Below are 18,480 nucleotides of genomic sequence, written 5' to 3' on the forward strand. Positions count from 1 at the left end.
CTTCTTCAGGTAGTTACTACTTGCCGATTCCAGAGTTCAGAATGAAGGAGCCCGGAATGGCGCGCAGGGAATGGCGCGCAGGGCGATCGATGCAAGAGTATTTGCCATGGTCAGTTACCTTTCATAAAAATTTCCTTGTTTAACTAGCAACTATGGCAGCACAACAGTGACATGTCACCAAAAGTGGTAGCTTTCGCCTCCAGACTTAACCAGAGTTCCGCAACGCAGTAGCCAGACCGTTCATCGTCACCTGGATAGTCTTAGACACCAGAAAGGAATCATCACCGGCGCGGTAACGCCGCAACAACTCCAGCTGCACCGCATTCAGCGGCAAGAGGTAGGGGTAACGACGCTTCAGTGAACGGGCCTGACGTTGGTTTTCGCTCACCAGATCACTATTGCCCGTGACCTTGAGGTACACCTCACGGGTCAGGGAAAACTCATCGGCTATAACCCTGTAAATCCGGTCAGCTAATTCCTTGTCATCGACGAGGTCGGCATACAAGCGCGCCAACGAAAGCTCGGCCTTAGCCATCACCTGCGCCATATTAGAAAACACGGCGCGAAACCAGGGCCAATCCCGGTACATCTGGGACAGCTCCTCCCACCGTGTGGCATCATCTCCGGCCCATTGGCTAACCGCGCTGCCTACCCCGAACCAGCCCGGAATATTGGTGCGCGACTGCGACCACGACAGCACCCAAGGAATCGCACGCAAATCTGAGATGGCAGTGGTCTGCTTCCGCGCAGACGGGCGAGAACCCAGGTTCAAATCACCAATCTCATGCAGCGGAGTGGACTGGGTAAAGTAGTCGATAAAGCCCTCGTCACCAACCAATTCTTGATATTTCGCACCGGAGAGTTCCGCGATCTCACTCATTGCAGTAAAAGCGCGCTCGGGGTCGTCGATACGCTCAGTATCCAACAGCGACGCCTCCAGCGCACCCGCCACGAAAGCCTCCAGGTGGCGGCGTGCAGTAGCCGGCGAGCCATACTTCGCCGAAATCACCTCACCCTGCTCAGTGATACGGACAGATCCAGACACAGCCCCCTTCGGCTGCGCCAGAATCGCGTCATAAGTAGGGCCACCACCTCGGCCCACTGCACCACCCCGGCCATGCGAAAGGCGCAGCTCAATGCCATAGTTCTCACACAACTCAACCAGTTCAAGCTCGGCGGCATACAGCGACCAGTTCGCCAGCAGGTAGCCACCATCCTTATTGGAGTCGGAGTAACCCAACATCACTTCCTGCACGTCACCGCGGCGGGAGAGGTGCTCCCGATACAGCGGAACCTGCCACAACTGTTCCAGAATCCCCGCCCCAGCCTTCAAATCATCAATCGTCTCAAACAGTGGCACCAAATTGATCTCACGCAACCCCACTTCTTTGAGCAACACCATCGGCTCTAAAACGTCGCTGACAGTGCCGGTCATCGCAATGATACAGTTTTCAACCGCAGGTGCACCGTGGCGTCGTACAGCATCCGCCGCTGCCCGAAAAATACCCAGCTCCTTCTCAGTGTCCTCGCTCAATCCTTCCGGGTTGGGAAATACCAGCGGGCGGTTGCGCTGGATCTCGTCGATAAGCACCTGCTGTTTGTCGCTTTCGCTTAACGACGAGTAATCCTCGCACAATCCCGCATGCGCAAAAAGTTCAGTAAGCACATTCTCGTAGGACTCCGAATTCTGCCGCAAATCCAACGTGTAGAGGTGGAAACCAAAGGTGCTCACTGCCGACCGGATGCGCGCCAAGCGATCATCAGCAATCACATCATCATTGAACTGGCGCAGCGAGCGATCGATGACGTCAAGATCGTGCGTCAACTCATCCGGCCCTGCATACGGCTGGTACCCGTTGTCGTCACCGGCAGTGGCACCGACGCGATGACGCACACCAAAGACGGCGCGCCGGTAGGGCTCGTCGATACGCGAGGGCCAATCGTTGCCTCCCGCCTCCGCGAGCTGCAGAAGCTGGCCCGACGATGAAGAATAGCGGTCAGACAAACTCAGCTCACGTTCTAACTCCGCAAGCTCAGACTCGTAATAACGCAACGCCGTCTCCGCTGCCTTACTCGTAGCATAAGTGAGGGTCTCGGCGTTAACATACGGGTTGCCGTCGTGATCACCGCCGATCCACGAGCCCGTACGCACCGCGGCAACATCTAGCAACTGCAAACCGAACGCTTCCTCCGCGCCGTCGCGAATGGCGCGGTTGATCGCCGGAATCTGCTCCAGAAGCGACAACTTGTAGTAGCGCAGGCCGACATCTACCTCGTCTTCCAGCGTGGGGCGCGAAATACGGATCAGCGCAGTTTGCCACAGCAAAGTCATGCGCAAATAAATCTCGTGATCAATCTCCGTGATCCGCTCATCGTATTCAGCGCCGGCAACATGACGGCGCTCTTTGAGCAGCCTCTTAATCCGGGTTTGGGTGTCAAACACCGTGCGACGGCGAGTCTCAGTTGGGTGGGCGGTAAACACTGGAGAAATATGTGCGTTACGCAGCACCTCCGAAGCGAGCGACGGGCTGACGTTCAACTCTTTAAGTTTGGCAAAGGTTTTCTTCAACGACACGGTGGCGGGCACAGACTCGTCATCAAGATCCTCGGCCAAGTTGGCCAACAGGGCGAAGTAAGAAAATGACCGAGCCACCAGGTTCGCCTTCGTGATATCAAGGTCTCGAAAGATAGCCAGAAGATCTGAAGGGGAGGCCTCACCGCGTGCCACTGCAAACGCTGTCTGGCGAGTAGATTCAACTAGTTGAAAAATTTCGTCGCCTTCTTGAACAGCGATAACGCGCCCCAAGATTGCTCCTAAGACGCGGATGTCTTCCCGTACGTGGCCAGTCACTTATGTCTCTTTCGGTCGATTTTAGGCTCAGTTTGAGGCTCTGCAGCTTTCTCAAACATAGACCGTGGACCGGATCCGTGCAGCGTTATTTGTTGGTTTTAGGGTTTACAGCACCATTGCCGCAATCCACCCCGAGATCAGCAGCGGGATGTTGTAGTGAATAAAGGTAGGGATCACAGTATCGCGGATATGATCGTGCTGACCATCCGCGTTGAGTCCGGCTGTTGGCCCAAGAGTGGAGTCAGAAGCTGGCGAGCCAGCATCACCAAGCGCACCCGCAGTACCGATCAAAGCGATCGTTGCCGCCGGCGAGAACCCCATCGTCATACACAGCGGCACATAAATCGTGGCGATAATCGGCAGCGTAGAAAACGATGATCCAATACCCATTGTCACAATCAAGCCCACAATCAGCATCGCCAACGCCGCAGCTGCCTTGTTGCCCGCGAAGATATCGGCGGTTGCCGTAACCAAGGTTTCCACCTCGCCAGTCTCACCCATCACAGCTGCGAAACCCTGCGCGGTAATCATGATGAAGCCAATCAAGGCCATCATCTTCATTCCACCTGTAAACACGTCATCAGCCTCGCGCCAGTTCACAGCACCGGTGAGCATGAAAATCGACAAGCCCACAAGAGCGCCGATTAATAAAGAATCAGCATCAGTGCCAATAGCCTGCATGACCACCTGCACGGCAAACGTGGCCACAATCGCGATCAGCGCCACAATCACCTTGTACTTTGACACCGGCTCTTCGGTTGGGGCGTTTTCTGCCTCAATTTTTTCGGCGACTTCAACCACGCCAGGTCCCGGGCGCACTGCTGTCGAACCTTTCGCAGCGCTACCCTGGGTGCCGTCAGCAGTATTCGGCAGGGGCTCGTCGTTACGCGACACGGATCCCGAGCTAATCGCGAGGTCCTTGTAATCGCGCGGCTTGCGGTAGGAGACAAAAACCGCGATCAACAGGCCCGCCACCATACCAAGAGCGGGAATGGTCATCACACCGAAGATGTTGATGCCCGAGATATCAAGGCCGGCAGCTTCAACATTGCCCAACAGAATGTCATTCAAGAAAATCGAGCCAAAGCCAACAGGCAACCACATGTAGGTGGTGACCAAGCCGAACGTGAGGATACAGGCGATCAGGCGGCGGTCGAGGCGCAGCTTGTTAAACACTACCAACAGCGGCGGAATCAAGATCGGAATAAAGGCGATATGCACAGGAATGAGGTTCTGGCTCATCACAGCCATCGCAAGGATTCCCAACAGCATCCCCCACTTGGACGCCGCGATGGTGAACCTCTTCGTGGTTTCGTTCGTTGTTCCGATACGTTTAATCAGCCAATCAGCCAGTAGGCGCGGCAAACCAGAGTTGGCCACGGCCATGGCAAACGCACCTAGCAGGGCATAGCTCAGCGCGATCTTCGCACCGCCGGCTAAGCCACCTTGGAAGGCCACCATGGTGGCCTCAAGTCCCATCCCGGCCAGAAGCCCGCCGACGATCGCCCCGATGAACAACGCCAACACCACGTGGACGCGGCAGACGGAAAGGACAAGCATCACGATAACCGCGATCAACACTGCATTCATAGGTAAGACCCTAGCGCGCTGTATGGCTGCGCAAAAAATGCTGTGTGGTGGACCTCCCCCATTTTTGTGCGGCTGCCCCGGTTTTACTCCCCGGCGGGGCCGCGTTCCACCGCGGTGGGGCCCTATTTGGTCGACAAAACCGGCCCTTTTTTAAACGAGAGCGAAATCTGTCGACCAAATGTGACGCAGGGCAGAAAAGGTGCCACGGCTAAGGCTTCACGATCTGCAAGCCAGTAGTGTCCACGGCGTCCTGGAGCGAACCCAAGTTGGTGACGTCTGTGAAACCTGCATCTTCCATCACGGATTTGGCCTGTCCAGCACGGTTTCCGGAGCGGCAATAGATTCCATATTCAGCGTCAGGGTCGAGTTGTAGCAGTTCCGTCGCCAGCTCACCAGAGTTGAAATCATAGTGCTGGGCGCCGTCGAGCAGACCGCTATCTGCGATCTCTTCGGCAGTGCGCACATCGAGGATCACTACGTCTGAACTGATCTGCTCCGCGGATTCAGTGGTGGAGCACGCCGCGAGACTGCCCACAACCAGTAGCGCCACAGTTGCAGCAAGAAGTCGCTTCATATTTTTCCTTTAGTTTTTCGTTAATTGCCACTGTGATCCGATCGTAGACCCAGCTAGCATAGCTTGCGGCCTTGTCTACACCGGGAACATTGAGCGCACCTTCGACGGTGCCAGAGTGCACTTCCGTGTGGAATCGCGTATCGACGAAGACTACGCGGTCGTCGTTAAGCGCCTGCGTGAGTTCTCCGGCAGTAAATTCTTTGAGCTCGCCCGAATCTGGCAGCAGGCCCGACCTTTCACGATTATCTTCTTTCATGCGATCGAAGTAGGCGTGTGCGTCTGGCTGGTTGTCGAGGTACGTGCCCCACCAGGAGAAGGTGCGTTCGTAGCCCACCGTCGAGGTCGGGATCGCGCCGTAGGTCCAGTCGGGGCCGCCCTCGTCGGAAAGGTACATCGGTGCGCCCACTTTCGTGGCTAGCTCGCGGGTACCGGACAGGTAGTCGGCGTGGATATGAGTCTCGGTCACACCGACGACCTCCATCTTGTTCTTCTTAGCGATGTCGAGGTAGACCTGTAGGTCTCGGCGTGGGCTTAGTCTTCGTCGTAAATACGCTCGAGCAGCATGTTTATCTCCTAGTTGCGCGGGGGTTGAGGCCATTTATGGCAGTGGCAGCGATCTTCTTCGGCTACTCCGGCGAGTGCCTGTTCGATGTGTTGGCCGCATCCGGCCCAGGTTGGCTTGTGGCAGGTTTCGCATGTAACGCGCATGCACATGGTGTGGTTCCTTCTTTTCGTTTATCGAGTCGCTTATCGACGAATACCCTATGGGGGATGTCGATCCGGCAACCTACTGTACCCCATGGGGTATTTCCGTGTCAGGGGACGACACTGGACACCCGCAAAGCTTGGAAACCGAGAAACACTCCGTTGCCTCACACACCCTTGACACAGAAGCTTTCACGAAGTTGAATGATGTTTAAAATAGCCCCTGACCAAGGAGAAAGCCATGATTCAATCCATACTGGCAAGCGTGTTACTTTTCATCGCATCGCTATTCAACACAGTTGGCTTACCTGACTTAGCGACGAGCTCTCAGTCACTTTCCTACCGCGTTAACGAACCAGTATTGATCGAAGAACATACCGCTGAGACAGTAAAACCAACACAGGCCCAAATCGCTTCAATCAAGCAAGGCTCCTGGAAAGACGACAGCCACCCCGATCTGCTCACCTTAAGCCTAGGAGGAGGCATAAAGTGGGCCTGCAATCACGGCATGGCAGAAGTCAGCGAAACGCCTGAAGGCTTTTTCCTTCATCCTGTCTCAGCTACTGAAATGAATTGCGCAGCCTTCAACGTTGAAATCACAACCGCGAAGTTTATCGGACGATCGATTGAAGTGCAGGTTGCCGTGGACGCTGGCGACACCCCAGAGGCTATCTACCTGGTCAAAGACGGCAAGTCCATCACGCTTGTGAGGTAGAAGCGAACAGTTGATTGTGTACATCGGAGGCATACCGCTTTCCTGCTGATAAGACCAGCAATAAGCAGTCGCCGTGTCATGCCTCAACCACCTAAGGATCAACGCCTTCGCAGCTTTCGCTTCCGCAACACGAGCAATCGTCGTCACGCATAGGGTGGCAACGATTACCGGGAACTTGCTAGCACCCAGGCTACCTACTCCGATTTTTATCTTGTAGCAACGGATCCCGGTAGTAGCGGGTGCCCGGGACGAACGCCGCAAACAAGGGTGTGAGCGCACACAACGCAACTGTTACCAGCAGCACCGGGGTGCGCCCGAACTCAGTTACCAGCCAGGGATACGTGGCTAACCCGATCGGCATCAGCCCGTAGGAAACCAAGAAATCGACGGATGAAACTCGGGCGAGCTTATCGGGCGCCACCTCACGCTGGGTAGCGGTAAACCACGGCACGTTGAAAATCTCTGAGTTCAAATTCCCGGTCTGCTGAGTCCCCCCCAAAAAAATGATTGTCAGACCATTAGCGTCCATCTGAACGTGACTGATCGCGTTCGCACCATAGCCCCAAAATGTCGTTTCGCCCGGGATAACGAACACAGCAGCCAATGTGCGATCCAGGTTAGTGCTCTCGAAGCTAGCTACTCATTCTTCGAGGTCTTCGACCACGTCTTTGGCCTTTTCCTTCAATACAATAGAGGTGTCACGGAAGGTAGGTAGATGTGGGAAAGGTAGTTGTGGTTTGGGAAGAAGAACTTCCCTATACGGCCCATCAAGTCTGGCAAGTCGTCACGAATTTAGCGAATTGGCAATGGCGTAGCGATCTGTCTGATTGCAAGGTTCTTGATGAACGCAGATTTATCGAGTTTCCTAAAAAGGGAAAACCGATACGTTTCTGTACAACCCACTTCGAAGAAGCTCGCAGATGGGAATTTCAGATTGATTCACCAGCCCTAACTGGCACGTGGCAAGGCACTTTCGATGCGACGGAAAATGACGGCTGTCTAGTCAAATTCATCGAAGACGTAAACCTTCGACAAAGATTAGTGCCCAATTGGCTAGCAAAACGATTTCTTACTGCCTACCAGGCCCAGTATTTTCGCGACCTACGAAATGAACTTCAAGCGCGCTCAAACTAGGTCTAATCCCTGACATCCAATGCCGTCATCACCGCCCATAACGACTCTTGCATTCCTCAGGCATCGATAACTCAACTCCAGACCCTGCGTCCCGAAACAGCAAAAAGGCACTCACTTTGTATCAAAGTGAGTGCCTTCCTTGGTGGAGCTGCCGGGAATTGAACCCGGGTCCTTCGCTGCCGCGCCAGGGCTTCTCCGTGCGCAGTATGCACGGTGCCTCTACTCGGCCCTCCCACTCAGGCAAACAAGGTGGGATGACGGGCCCAGTTAGTGAGAAAGTCCCTGTTTAACGCACTAACACGCTAAACAAGCAAGCCTCGAAAGTCGATGCCAGGTTCCGTGTGTGAGGCTCACGCGGGCTGACAGACACGCGTCGCTGAATTAGGCAGCGAGGGCGTAGTCACGCTGAGAGTTCTTCTCTGCGTTTATTGTGTTGCTACGACGCTTAACGGTGGTCTCTAGCCTGCACCGGCACGCTTCCCCTGGCTTAGTCAACGGAGTCGAAACCAAAATCAGCCCCATGACCCGTGGCGGGATTTATGCAAATCTCCACAGGAGAACCAACAATACCCGCTAGACTAGATTTACGCAAGACCCGAGGGGCGCACCGCAATCTCATCCATCGACGCATCTCGTCCGGCATCTACGGCCAAGCGCACCGCTTTGGCCACCGATTCCGGTGCCACATAACGCGAACCATCATAATCATCGGCCGCAGCACCCATATCCTGCTGCAGCTGCACCTGCATGTCCGTATCCACCCTTCCTGGATGGATCGAAGTGACCCGGATCTTGCCCAGCTCCTCCTGCCGCAACGCGTCACTCCACGCACGCAGCGCAAACTTAGTGCCCGAATAGAGCCCCGACTTCTCACCCGAGTGGTAGCCCGACCCAGAATTAATGGCCACAACCAGCCCAGTTGCTCGTCGTAAAGCGGGAAGCAACAGCCGAGTCAGCTCGGCGGGCGCGAATACGTTGAGCGCGAAACTGGCCTCCCAGTCGCTTATCGACGAGTCCTCCAGGCGCTGCCACGGACATACGCCGGCGGAATGCACGAGCACGTCGAGCTGCTCAATGGAGCTGGTCGCCTGGGCCAGGGCCTGCGGGTCTGTCAGCTCGACTTCGAAAGGTTCGGCCGACGGAAGCGTATCGACGAGTTGCTCCACCCCCGTGCGACCACCTACCAGAATGTGGTGGTCGCGGCTCAACTCTTCGGCGATGGCGCGGCCGATGCCACGGGTCGCCCCTGTTACTAACGCTGTTTTCTTGGTCATACCCGCACAATAACCCACAAAAACTACTACTTGTCACCAGTGCCCGCGAGAAGTCTCTATCTCCTTCTCCTAAGTCAGAGCTGTCAACCGATGCCCCGAAAAAAGCGATTGAAAATATATATATTTCGTGAGACAATATTTACCGACCCCCCGCCAGTCAATAGGAGGTTCCATTTGAAACGTTATCCCCCTGATTCCAACGAGCAATGTTCAAACATGCCTCGCTCCGTGACACCCCGGCAGGCAAGCGTTGACATTGACTGCTACGCACCAATGTGCGCGACTAAAGAACTTGCACAAAACGTGAAAGACTTTCTCTCCTATAGTGGAGACTTTTCCATAGTTGAAAGCCCGGCCTTCGTCGCAGAAGATCTGCCGAAGCAATGGAGCTATGAAAACGTTGGCCGGATCCCCAGCAGAGAAGTATGCGCACGGGTAATTTTCCTGTACCCCTCCGAAGAAGAGGCTCTGCTGGCCCAACGGAAAATTTACGATCATCTGGTGAATTACCAGCACAATCACAAGGATGGAATTATTTCTTGGTTCCTCAGCTCAACGACTAGGAGCTCCTTCGAAGACATAGAAGACTCAGACGAGGTCTATTAATCATGATCCGACTTCTTACCGTTCGTACTTCTCTAGCGTTCACTTGCTTGTTAGGAATAGCGGCTCCCGTATTCTCTTCCCCCGCCTTAGCAGCCGAATATAATCCCCCGCTTCCCGTTTCAACGACCGATTTCACCGCGCCAGCTTCACGTGTCACCGTCAAATGCCATTTAGTGCGCATTAGGGATTCCTATACGATTGGCTACGTCGTAGGCCACGGGGCAACGAAAAAAGAAGCAATGAAAGACGCGGATCGAAATGTTCCCCGGGGACACTACAAACGGCATTGTAACACGGTAGGTGGGCGCGGATCTGGCGGGAGTTTCTCACACGATCCCGAACTTCCTCGATAACCCCTTCGACCTGTGCACAACTGCCTTCTAAGGCTTCATACTGTGGTTTTACCCCTTGGATCCAATGCTTTGACCACGCGCCGATCACTCCTTGATGCCCTTGAACTTCTTGCCCAGCTCGCGGGCAATCTCGCGGTCTTCGGTGCGCTGCTTGATCGCGCGACGCTTATCGTAGTCCTGCTTCCCCTGTGCCAGGCCAAGCTCCACCTTGACTAGCCCGTTTTTCAAATACATCGAGAGTGGCACGAGAGTGCGGCGGCCGTCGCGGACCTTTCCTTCGAGCGAATCAATCTCGGAGCGGTGCAGGAGGAGTTTGCGGGTGCGGCGCGGCGAGTGATTGGTCCAGTGCCCCATGGAGTACTCGGGGATGTGCAGGTTACGCAACCAGACTTCCCCGTCATCGATGGTGGCGAATGCCTCGACCAAGGAGGCCTTGCCCTCGCGCAAGGATTTGATCTCGGTGCCTACCAGCACGATCCCGCACTCGTAGGTGTCTAGGATGTGGTAGTCGTGCCGAGCTTTCCGGTTCTGCGCGATGACAGACCGGTCCTTGTTTTTCTTCTTCTTGGCCATAGTGGGCCTTATCTTACGTCGAAGGAGCGTGTCGACGACAATCCGGCCGGCCCGTCGCTGCGCTCCGGCTGGAGCGTAGCGATGCCCGTTGCTCCGGCCGGAGCGTAGCGACAGCCCCTACTTGCGCACGTACAACCGCAGCGTGATCTGTGCGACGATGCCAGCGGCGATAACACCCACCACAGCAACTAGTGGCATCACGGACCACACAGCGCTATCGGGCAATTTAGCAATCAGCTGGGAGGAGTAGATTTCGCTCAGCATCGGGTCAACGATTTGAGTTTTGCCCAGCCACACACCCAACGTGGCCACAATACCGCCGATCAGCACCGACAGCGCTGCTTCCAGCACGAATGGCGCATTGGTGAACCAGCGGGAGGCTCCCACCATACGCATGATGCCCATTTCGTCGCGGCGGTGGTACGCCGCCAACTGCACCATGTTGCCGATCAAAAAGATCGCAGCCAGTGCCTGCAGCGCAGCAACCACAAAGGTGGCGTTGCGGAAGGAGTCCAGGTTGTCGGCAGCGGTGCGCACGCCCTCGGCCTGGTCCACGACGAGAGCCACCTGGGGCATATCGCGCACGGCGTCCAACGGCGTAGAGTTAGTGGGATCTTCCAGGCGCACGTGCAGAGCAGCCGGCAAAGCATCTGGGGAGGTCTCCTCCACCAGGATGGGGTCGGTCTCGCCGAAAAGTTCGACGAAGCGGTCGTAGGATTGCTCACGGGAGCGGAAGGTCACACTTTCTACACCCGCGTCGGCTTGCAGTGTGTCGCGAACTTCCATGCATGCCGCGGAGGAGCAGTCCTTATCGGTGGCCGAGATTTCCTCGTCTAGCTCGATCATCACCTCAACGCGGTCGAGGTACATCTCTTTCGTGTCACTGGTTACCTGCGACAGCAAGATACCTGTTCCTACCAGCGCCAATGAGATCGCGGTGGTGATTACCAAGGCGATCGACATGGTAATATTACGGCCCAGGCCACGGAATGCCTCGCGGAAAATAAAACTCACGTTCATCAGTTTCCCCCTAATCGTTGATGGTTCCGTAGACGCCGTGCTCGTCGTCACGCACTAGCTTGCCCAAGTGCAGCTCAATCACCCGTTTGCGCATATCGTTGACGGCGCGCGCGTTGTGTGTACTCATCACCACCGTAGAACCGGTGCGGTTGATGCGGCTGAGCAGCGACATGATGTCGTCGGCGGTGGAAGGGTCCAGGTTGCCGGTGGGTTCGTCGGCAAGCAACAGTGGTGGCTTATCGACGAAGGCCCGCGCGATTGCCACGCGCTGTTGCTCACCGCCGGAGAGCTCGCCCGGCATGCGGTTGGATTTCGCTTCCAAACCGACCAGCTCCAAGGCCTCGGGAACCAGCTTCTTGATGCGGTTTTTCGGCTTGCCGATCACCTCGAGTGCGAAAGCCACGTTGTCGTACACGCTCAGCTTTGGTAGCAGGCGGAAGTCCTGGAACACGTAGCCGATCTTTTGGCGCAGCTGGTTCACCTGCTTGCCTTTCAGCTGGTTGACGTGCATGTCATCGTAGTAGATATCGCCGGAGGTGACGTTTTCCTCGCGGATCAGTAACTCAAGGAAGGTCGATTTACCTGAGCCTGAAGGTCCGATGAGGAAGACGAATTCACCCTTGCCGATCTCGAACGAGACGTTGTCGAGAGCCGGCCTGGTGGAGGTGGGATAGGTCTTGGTGACGTTTGAAAAAGTGATCACGTGTCACAACCTTAGCCTTTACCGGTGTGACAGGTGAAACTAGTGTGACGCTTCTTCTGCCATGCGCCACCGGATACCCGCCTCGAGGAACCCGTCAATGTCGCCGTCGAGCACCTTCTGCGGGTCACTAACCTCATAGTCAGTGCGCAGATCCTTAACCATCTGGTACGGGTGCAGCACATAGGAGCGCATCTGATTACCCCACGACGCATTACCGCCAGCGCCTAGCGCATCCATTTCCGCTTTTTCTTCCTGGCGCTTCAATTCCAGTAGTTTCGACTGCAACACAGCCAGGGCGGACGCCTTGTTCTGAATCTGAGACTTCTCATTTTGGCAGCTGACAACAATATTCGTCGGCAAGTGCGTAATGCGCACCGCGGAGTCTGTCGTGTTCACCGACTGTCCCCCTGGGCCCGAGGAACGGAAGACGTCGACGCGGATATCGGAGTCAGGAATGTCGATCGAGTCAGTTTTTTCCACCACAGGCAACACCTCCACCTCGGCAAAAGATGTCTGGCGGCGGCCCTGATTATCAAACGGCGAGATACGAACCAGGCGGTGCGCGCCCTGCTCCACCGACAACTGCCCGTACATATAGTCGCCGTGCACCACAAACGTGGCGGACTTAATACCAGCCTCTTCGGCATAAGAAATATCGTAAACATCCACCTTGTGGCCATTCTTTTCAGCCCAGCGGATATACATCCGCATCAGCATCTCGGCCCAATCGGCCGCATCTACGCCACCGGCGCCGGAGCGAATATTGATCATGGCCTCGCGCTCGTCATATTCACCCGAGAGCATCGTGGTTACTTCCAGCGCGTCGATCAGTTTGGTCACCTCAGCCAATTCGTCCTCGGCAACGCTAGTATCGCCCTCTTCCTCAGAAAGCTCATACATCACAGGAAGATCGTCGATACGCGTGCGCAAGTCACGCACCTTCCGCAACCGGGCCTGCACATTCGACAGCTCAGTAGTGACCTGCTGGGCGTGGTCCGGGTCGTCCCACAGCGATGGGTCAGCCGCCTGCTGCTCTAGTTCGCGCACGCGCATATCCAACTCGTCCAGATCCATCACTTTTTCGATGGTGGTCAAGGTGGCGTCGAGGTGCTCGATTGCTGAACTGGTTTCCGGCTGCATGGGCGCCAATCTTACCTGAGCACCAACTATGGCCCATAATGGACGGTATGCGCCAGACCACGGAAGACTTTATGAGAGCACATGCCGACGCTACCGACCACGAGCTAGCCCGCGAACTCGTGAAATACGCGGGTGCGCTGGCACTAAAGATGCGCGAGGCCGGAGTGGGCACCGACTACAAAACTTCCATCTCCGACGTGGTCACTGATGCTGACCGCGCCGCCGAAGAGTTTGTGGCGCGGGCGCTGACGCAACTGCGCCCCGACGACGGCATGCTCGGCGAAGAAGGCGCCACCCGCGAATCCAACACCGGGCGGGTGTGGGTCATCGACCCAGTAGACGGCACCTATAACTTCGCCTCCGGGTCGGACTACTTCTGCAGCGCGCTCGCGCTTATCGACGGAGACCCCTCCGACCCAGACGATCTGCTGCTGGGGGCTGTACACCGCCCCGTCTTAGACATCACATGGCTGGGTTCTTTGGAAGGTTCGACCCGCAACGGTGTCCAGCTCCAACGGCTCGTCGATAAGCCCCTCGCCGAGATCTCTGTGGCCTCGTACCTCCACCCCACCTCCATGACGCAGCCGGCGATCCGTGACGCATGGCTGCGCGGTGTGCAAGGCGCTGCGACTATCCGGATGTTCGGCGCAGGATCGATCGATTTAGCCTCCGTGGCCTCGGGGAACGTGGGCGCGTGGCTGCAACACTCGGTAGCGGACTGGGATTGGCTGCCGGGCAAAATTTTGGTCGAGGGCGTCGGTGGCGCTGCCGAAAAGGTCACGGCTGGGGGTGTGGAGTGGTGTGTTGCCGGTTCGCAACAAGCTGTGTCTGAGATTGCTTCTGCCCTCTCAAGTGACTAGCCACCACTCGGCCGTCTACGGGACTAGGCTTAGGAGGTATGAGCAACTACGCAGATGATCTCGGCCTCGCACTCGAGCTAGCCGAACTTGCAGACTCCATTACCTTGGACCGCTTTGAAGCCTCCGATCTTGAGGTCAATTCCAAGCCGGACATGACTCCCGTTTCTGACGCTGACCTCGCCGTCGAAGAGGCGCTGCGCGAGAAACTCTCCGAGGCTCGCCCTTCCGACGCGATACTAGGTGAAGAATTCGGCGGCGACGCTGTCCTCGAAGGACGCCAGTGGGTGATCGACCCCATCGACGGCACGAAGAACTTCGTCCGCGGCGTTCCGGTCTGGGCCACCTTGATCGCCCTTCTCGACGATGGCATGCCCGTTGTCGGCGTCGTCTCCGCACCCGCACTGGCCCGCCGCTGGTACGCCTCCGCCGAGTCCGGCGCGTGGCGCACCTTCAAGGGGGAAGGATTAAAGAAGCTGTCTGTCTCGGGCGTAGCGACGCTTAACGACGCATCCCTGTCCTTCTCTTCCCTTGAAGGTTGGCGTGAACACCACGACAAGCTGGAACAGTTCATCGCTTTGACTGATAAATGCTGGCGCCTGCGCGGCTACGGCGACTTCTTTTCTTACTGCTTAGTTGCCGAAGGTGCGGTGGACATTGCTGCTGAGCCGGAGGTTTCCTTGTGGGACCTTGCCGCGTTGAATGTGATCGTGACCGAGGCCGGTGGCAAGTTTACTTCGCTATCTGGCAAGGACGGCCCGCATGGTGGCAACGCTGTGGCCACCAACGGGCATCTCCACCAGCAGGTTCTCGAGGCAATGCGGGAGCAGGAAAGCTAGTTCTGTCTAGTTCTGGGCCAGGGTGAAACCTGCTCCAACGCCACCCTGCTTATCCATGTCCTCCACGACAGCGTCCATGCGAGCTGACGCGGTCGGAGCATGCAGCGCTCCTTGCCACGGTGTGGAACATTCAACGTTGTAGGGCCGTGGCAAGACCCCTCCGTTGATCATGCCGACCACGCGGCCCTGGTAAAACACCGGGGCGCCAGAGTCACCGACCATCGAACACACGTGGCTCACCTGCATATCTTCCCCGGTCAGGAGTGTCATGCCACAGGTCTCGCCGCTGGCGACGCCCTGCTTACACACAATTTGGCCGGGTTGTGCCTGCCCGCCGACACCGTGAGCAGTCGCGCCGTTGTAAGTGTTGGTCACTTCGGCGTTGGACCCCAATTCGATAACCGCGTAATCCAGATACTCATTCTTGCTCACAACAGTTCCGGAGGGTCCTACCTGCCAGGAATCCGCAGAGGACACGGAGTCGCCGACCTCACCGCAATGGCCGGCAGTGATTCCCACCTTGCGGCCTTGCGCATCAGTACCTGCCATTGTAAGCGTGCACAGTGCATCATCGCCGACATAAATCGGGGTTCCTGGGCCATACAGAGACGCCCCGCGGGTCATCGCCTGGTTAGATTGTTCAGGAATGCGAGGAGCATCGAACCAGGAACCGGGCACGCGGTGCAGGACATAGTCCGCAAATGGTTTGCCTGCCATGACCTTGCTGACTGGGTCATTGCGCCACCAATAATTCTGGTTGGTGGTCACCGGCAGTGGGCCCTGTTCCGCGTCGATCCCAATTGGGTTCGGGTTTGTCAGACCGGGGTCGTGCACTGGGCTCAGACCTGAATCTGTGCCAGCTTCCTCGGCAGACTCGGGAGGCTGCACCGCTGGGAGCTGCTCCCCTTGCTGCGTGGCTTCACCTCGCGCAGAGGCTGCGTCGTTAAGTGCCGGTTGAGGTGCCGGGCTAACTGGCAGGAACTGGTTAACCTGGTTAACACTGTGGTCAAGCGCAGCGGTGACTGCACCATCAACTTGAGGCAGTGCGATACCCACGGCACGAGCGTCAGCGCGGGCTTGGTCAATCACCTTGGCGGAATCCAACGGGCCGATATTGATGCTGACCGTGGGGAACGCACCAAGGCTGCTTGAGGCATACGCTGCCGGTGCGACAAGGGTGGCCGCGATGCACGCGGTAGCTGACAATCCGAGGTTCCGGAGGCGGACACGGCGCTTCATGGTTAAGTTTTCTTCTTTCGTACAAGGTGAACCACTAGGGCCCGCAAGGGGCATTTCTCTAGTCTGCCATCATCCGAGGATTCAGGTCATCTGAAACCGCGCTTCGTGTCCGAATTGTTAGTTGCGGTTGTTGGTTGCGGCTAGATCCTCTGTTCGTCCACTGCTCGTGTGAGACTGTATTCTGGGCAACACCCCCCAGATGCGGGGAAGTGCATACATTTACCCTTAAAGAGTGACCTCAGACACTAACCTCGGAGATTGTAAGAAATGTCTATTAGTTTTCTATTTTGATCTGAGGTTCCATGAGCCAGTTCGATCAGCTTGTCGAATCCGTTGTCGGCCCTGTAGCTGATGGCCGCAGCACTTTTTCTCACCATCTGGCTCAAGTTTCAGCCAATCACCGGTGCTCGCCACTCATTCAAAGTGATCACCGGTAAATTCACCCGCAAAACCGACCCGGGAGAAATCTCCAGTTTCCAAGCCCTGGCAACGGAGCTGTCCGGCACCATTGGCCTGGGCAACATTGCAGGCGTTGCCGTTGCAGTTTCGGTCGGCGGTCCAGGTGCCGCATTGTGGATCGCCGCGTTTGGCTTGTTAGGCATGAGCGTGAAAATGGCCGAGGCTACATTAGGCGTGGTGTTCCGGCGGGTAAACGACGATGGCACAATTTCCGGCGGCCCAATGTATTACCTCCGCGATGGGTTGAAGTCGATTGGTTGGAAGAAGTTAGGCGGTGTCCAAGCCTGGCTCTATGCACTGTTCACCCTGCTCGGTGTCTACGGGGCTGACTTGTTCCAGTCCAACCAGGTAGCGGCGATTCTCTCTTCGTCGATAGGCAACGAGTTCCTGCAGAACAATAACTGGTTTCTGGGTGTGACCTCCCCCTCAGGTGTTGCAGGTGGTGCAATCGGTGTGGCAGTGATTGGTATACAGCGTTCCCTGTTCTCTAACGCAGCGGGCGTGGGCACCCCCGGTTTTGCGCACTCCGCGTCCAAGTCGCGTCGACCTGCGTCGGAGGATTTCAACGCAATGTGGGGTCCGTTTTTTGACTCGGTGGTGGTGTGTATGTTGACCGCGACTGCGATTGTGGTGACCGGCGTGTACATCTTCGGCGATTCCGCAGCCACCCGTTGGACCCTCAAGGGCATCTGGGTAATTGGCCCGATTATCGGCGCTTCTGCTTCTTTAAATGCAGTGATTACCTTTGCGGACGCTTCCTTCTTCCTCATGGCCATCCCGAATTTGCTGGGCATCTACTTCCTGGCCAATGTGCTGCGCCGCGAGATTCTCTCCTACCGCGAGGCTGTCAGCGACGGCCATATCGACGAGGCCCACCGGCAGCTCCAGGTCGGATTGGGTGACCATGAGCCTTCCGAGGAGGACGAGGCACTGGCAGCCAAAATTGATGCTCAAGGCATTGACGACGGCCCCTACGACCCACAGGGCCCACGCCACGGCATCAACAAGTCCGTCTACACCAGCGCATCGAATGACTCACCGGAGCCTGGTTCCACCAGCGGTAGTTCCACAGCGCGCGATGTATAAAACGCACGCTTAACGACGAAACACTACGCCTGCTCCTCCATTTTTAGAAGGAGCAGGCGTAGTCATGGTAAGGCCCAAACCCCCTACACAGTTTTTGCGAGCTCCTTGACGCGCCCAAGAACCTCGTTCATGATTTCGTCGGCTCGATGTGGCTCGTGGTCCATACCTTCCGCGATGACAGAGGAGACTTCGCAGCCCAGGAAAGTCCCGATTTGCTTGATGTACTGCGCTGCAGGATCGTTACCGTCGAAGTTACCGCCGGAAGCCTGCATGTGCACCAGCTTCTTGCCCTGTACTAGGCCCTCAGCCTCACCGGTCTCGGTGTAGCGGAAGGTCACGCCTGCGCGACAGACGGTGTCGATCCACGCCTTCAGGCGGGTTGGGATCGACAGGTTTCACAGGGGGTTTGCCACGACAACTAGGTCTGCGTTGAGGAACTGATCAGTGTAGTTGTCATAAAGAGTCAGCTTGCTCTGTTGCTGCTGAGTGAGGTGTGCAAAGTGCTCACCGCGACTGAGCTGTTCCCAACCGGATAGCAGATCAATATCAATTTCGGGGATGGCCACTTCATAGAGGCGAAGCTCCTCGACCTGCGCATCAGGATGTGCATCCTTGTAGGCATCACGGAATGTGTCTGCCATGGTCATGGAGCGCGAGTTATTGGACTCCAGAGGGTGTGCACGAATAATCAGAACCTTCAAGAACGGACCTTTCTATTGGTTTGTAAGTAAAAACCTATCCATGGCTCTACTATACCGTGGA

General features: G+C 56.5%; 17 protein-coding genes, 1 other RNA gene and 1 pseudogene. 6 read left to right on the forward strand and 13 right to left on the reverse strand.

Going from position 1 to position 18,480, the window contains the following annotated elements; genetic code table 11:
• Window positions 1-205: 205 nt before the first annotated feature.
• The 4 genes from ppc to CKV99_RS08295 all read right to left on the reverse strand — a co-directional run bounded on the left by ppc (window position 206) and on the right by CKV99_RS08295 (window position 5,613).
• A complete protein-coding gene (gene ppc, locus CKV99_RS08280) occupies window positions 206-2,851 on the reverse strand; it encodes a phosphoenolpyruvate carboxylase (RefSeq protein WP_092260955.1) in 2,646 nt (881 codons plus the stop codon).
• A gap of 105 nt (window positions 2,852-2,956) precedes the next feature.
• Window positions 2,957-4,441, reverse strand: a complete 1,485-nt coding sequence (locus CKV99_RS08285; RefSeq protein WP_092260953.1) for a Na+/H+ antiporter family protein — start codon at window positions 4,439-4,441, stop codon at window positions 2,957-2,959.
• Between the two features lie 208 nt (window positions 4,442-4,649).
• Window positions 4,650-5,015 carry a rhodanese-like domain-containing protein gene (locus tag CKV99_RS08290; RefSeq protein WP_092260951.1) on the reverse strand — a complete coding sequence of 122 codons (366 nt, stop codon included), beginning with the start codon at window positions 5,013-5,015 and terminating at the stop codon, window positions 4,650-4,652.
• A complete protein-coding gene (locus tag CKV99_RS08295; protein ID WP_143063488.1) occupies window positions 4,945-5,613 on the reverse strand; it encodes a hypothetical protein in 669 nt (222 codons plus the stop codon). The genes CKV99_RS08290 and CKV99_RS08295 overlap by 71 nt, the downstream gene beginning before the upstream one ends.
• A 348-nt stretch (window positions 5,614-5,961) precedes the next feature.
• On the opposite strand from CKV99_RS08295, the gene CKV99_RS08300 reads away from it, so the two are divergent.
• Window positions 5,962-6,435, forward strand: coding sequence for a hypothetical protein (locus CKV99_RS08300; RefSeq protein WP_092260947.1), 474 nt, complete (start codon window positions 5,962-5,964; stop codon window positions 6,433-6,435).
• 190 nt (window positions 6,436-6,625) lie between these two features.
• Here CKV99_RS08300 and CKV99_RS14555 read toward each other — a convergent pair whose 3' ends face one another.
• Complete coding sequence (locus CKV99_RS14555; protein WP_197697177.1) at window positions 6,626-6,934, reverse strand: hypothetical protein; 309 nt, start codon at window positions 6,932-6,934, stop codon at window positions 6,626-6,628.
• 218 nt (window positions 6,935-7,152) lie between these two features.
• On the opposite strand from CKV99_RS14555, the gene CKV99_RS08310 reads away from it, so the two are divergent.
• A complete protein-coding gene (locus tag CKV99_RS08310; RefSeq protein WP_092260943.1) occupies window positions 7,153-7,569 on the forward strand; it encodes an SRPBCC family protein in 417 nt (138 codons plus the stop codon).
• 140 nt (window positions 7,570-7,709) lie between these two features.
• Here the strand turns inward: CKV99_RS08310 and ssrA are convergent.
• Window positions 7,710-8,089: a transfer-messenger RNA gene (gene ssrA, locus CKV99_RS08315) on the reverse strand.
• Window positions 8,090-8,153: 64 nt separating this feature from the next.
• Window positions 8,154-8,843, reverse strand: a complete 690-nt coding sequence (locus CKV99_RS08320; protein ID WP_092260941.1) for an SDR family oxidoreductase — start codon at window positions 8,841-8,843, stop codon at window positions 8,154-8,156.
• 303 nt (window positions 8,844-9,146) lie between these two features.
• On the opposite strand from CKV99_RS08320, the gene CKV99_RS08325 reads away from it, so the two are divergent.
• Window positions 9,147-9,449: a hypothetical protein gene (locus CKV99_RS08325; RefSeq protein WP_092260939.1), complete on the forward strand. Its 303-nt coding sequence runs from the start codon at window positions 9,147-9,149 to the stop codon at window positions 9,447-9,449.
• 437 nt (window positions 9,450-9,886) lie between these two features.
• Here the strand turns inward: CKV99_RS08325 and smpB are convergent, their stop codons facing one another.
• From smpB to prfB, 4 genes are all read right to left on the reverse strand, one after another.
• Window positions 9,887-10,375, reverse strand: coding sequence for an SsrA-binding protein SmpB (gene smpB, locus CKV99_RS08330; protein ID WP_092260937.1), 489 nt, complete (start codon window positions 10,373-10,375; stop codon window positions 9,887-9,889).
• 117 nt (window positions 10,376-10,492) lie between these two features.
• Window positions 10,493-11,395 carry a permease-like cell division protein FtsX gene (gene ftsX, locus CKV99_RS08335; protein ID WP_092260936.1) on the reverse strand — a complete coding sequence of 301 codons (903 nt, stop codon included), beginning with the start codon at window positions 11,393-11,395 and terminating at the stop codon, window positions 10,493-10,495.
• 10 nt (window positions 11,396-11,405) lie between these two features.
• Window positions 11,406-12,098, reverse strand: coding sequence for a cell division ATP-binding protein FtsE (ftsE, locus tag CKV99_RS08340; RefSeq protein ID WP_092260934.1), 693 nt, complete (start codon window positions 12,096-12,098; stop codon window positions 11,406-11,408).
• A 39-nt stretch (window positions 12,099-12,137) separates the two neighbouring features.
• Window positions 12,138-13,238, reverse strand: coding sequence for a peptide chain release factor 2 (prfB, locus tag CKV99_RS08345; protein ID WP_092260933.1), 1,101 nt, complete (start codon window positions 13,236-13,238; stop codon window positions 12,138-12,140).
• A 47-nt stretch (window positions 13,239-13,285) separates the two neighbouring features.
• Here prfB and CKV99_RS08350 point away from each other — a divergent pair, with 47 nt between their 5' ends.
• Both CKV99_RS08350 and hisN read left to right on the forward strand, forming a co-directional pair.
• Window positions 13,286-14,098, forward strand: coding sequence for an inositol monophosphatase family protein (locus CKV99_RS08350; RefSeq protein WP_092260931.1), 813 nt, complete (start codon window positions 13,286-13,288; stop codon window positions 14,096-14,098).
• A 38-nt stretch (window positions 14,099-14,136) separates the two neighbouring features.
• Window positions 14,137-14,934, forward strand: coding sequence for a histidinol-phosphatase (hisN, locus tag CKV99_RS08355; RefSeq protein ID WP_092260929.1), 798 nt, complete (start codon window positions 14,137-14,139; stop codon window positions 14,932-14,934).
• 6 nt (window positions 14,935-14,940) lie between these two features.
• Here the strand turns inward: hisN and CKV99_RS08360 are convergent, their stop codons facing one another.
• Window positions 14,941-16,173: a S1 family peptidase gene (locus CKV99_RS08360; protein ID WP_092260927.1), complete on the reverse strand. Its 1,233-nt coding sequence runs from the start codon at window positions 16,171-16,173 to the stop codon at window positions 14,941-14,943.
• A gap of 351 nt (window positions 16,174-16,524) precedes the next feature.
• Here CKV99_RS08360 and CKV99_RS08365 point away from each other — a divergent pair, with 351 nt between their 5' ends.
• Window positions 16,525-17,718: an alanine:cation symporter family protein gene (locus tag CKV99_RS08365; RefSeq protein ID WP_197697178.1), complete on the forward strand. Its 1,194-nt coding sequence runs from the start codon at window positions 16,525-16,527 to the stop codon at window positions 17,716-17,718.
• 83 nt (window positions 17,719-17,801) lie between these two features.
• On the opposite strand, the pseudogene CKV99_RS14780 reads toward CKV99_RS08365, so the two are convergent.
• A pseudogene (locus CKV99_RS14780) lies at window positions 17,802-18,365 on the reverse strand (FMN-dependent NADH-azoreductase).
• Window positions 18,366-18,480 lie beyond the last annotated feature (115 nt).

It is taken from the genome of Corynebacterium cystitidis (genome assembly GCF_900187295.1).
Taxonomy (GTDB): domain Bacteria; phylum Actinomycetota; class Actinomycetes; order Mycobacteriales; family Mycobacteriaceae; genus Corynebacterium; species Corynebacterium cystitidis.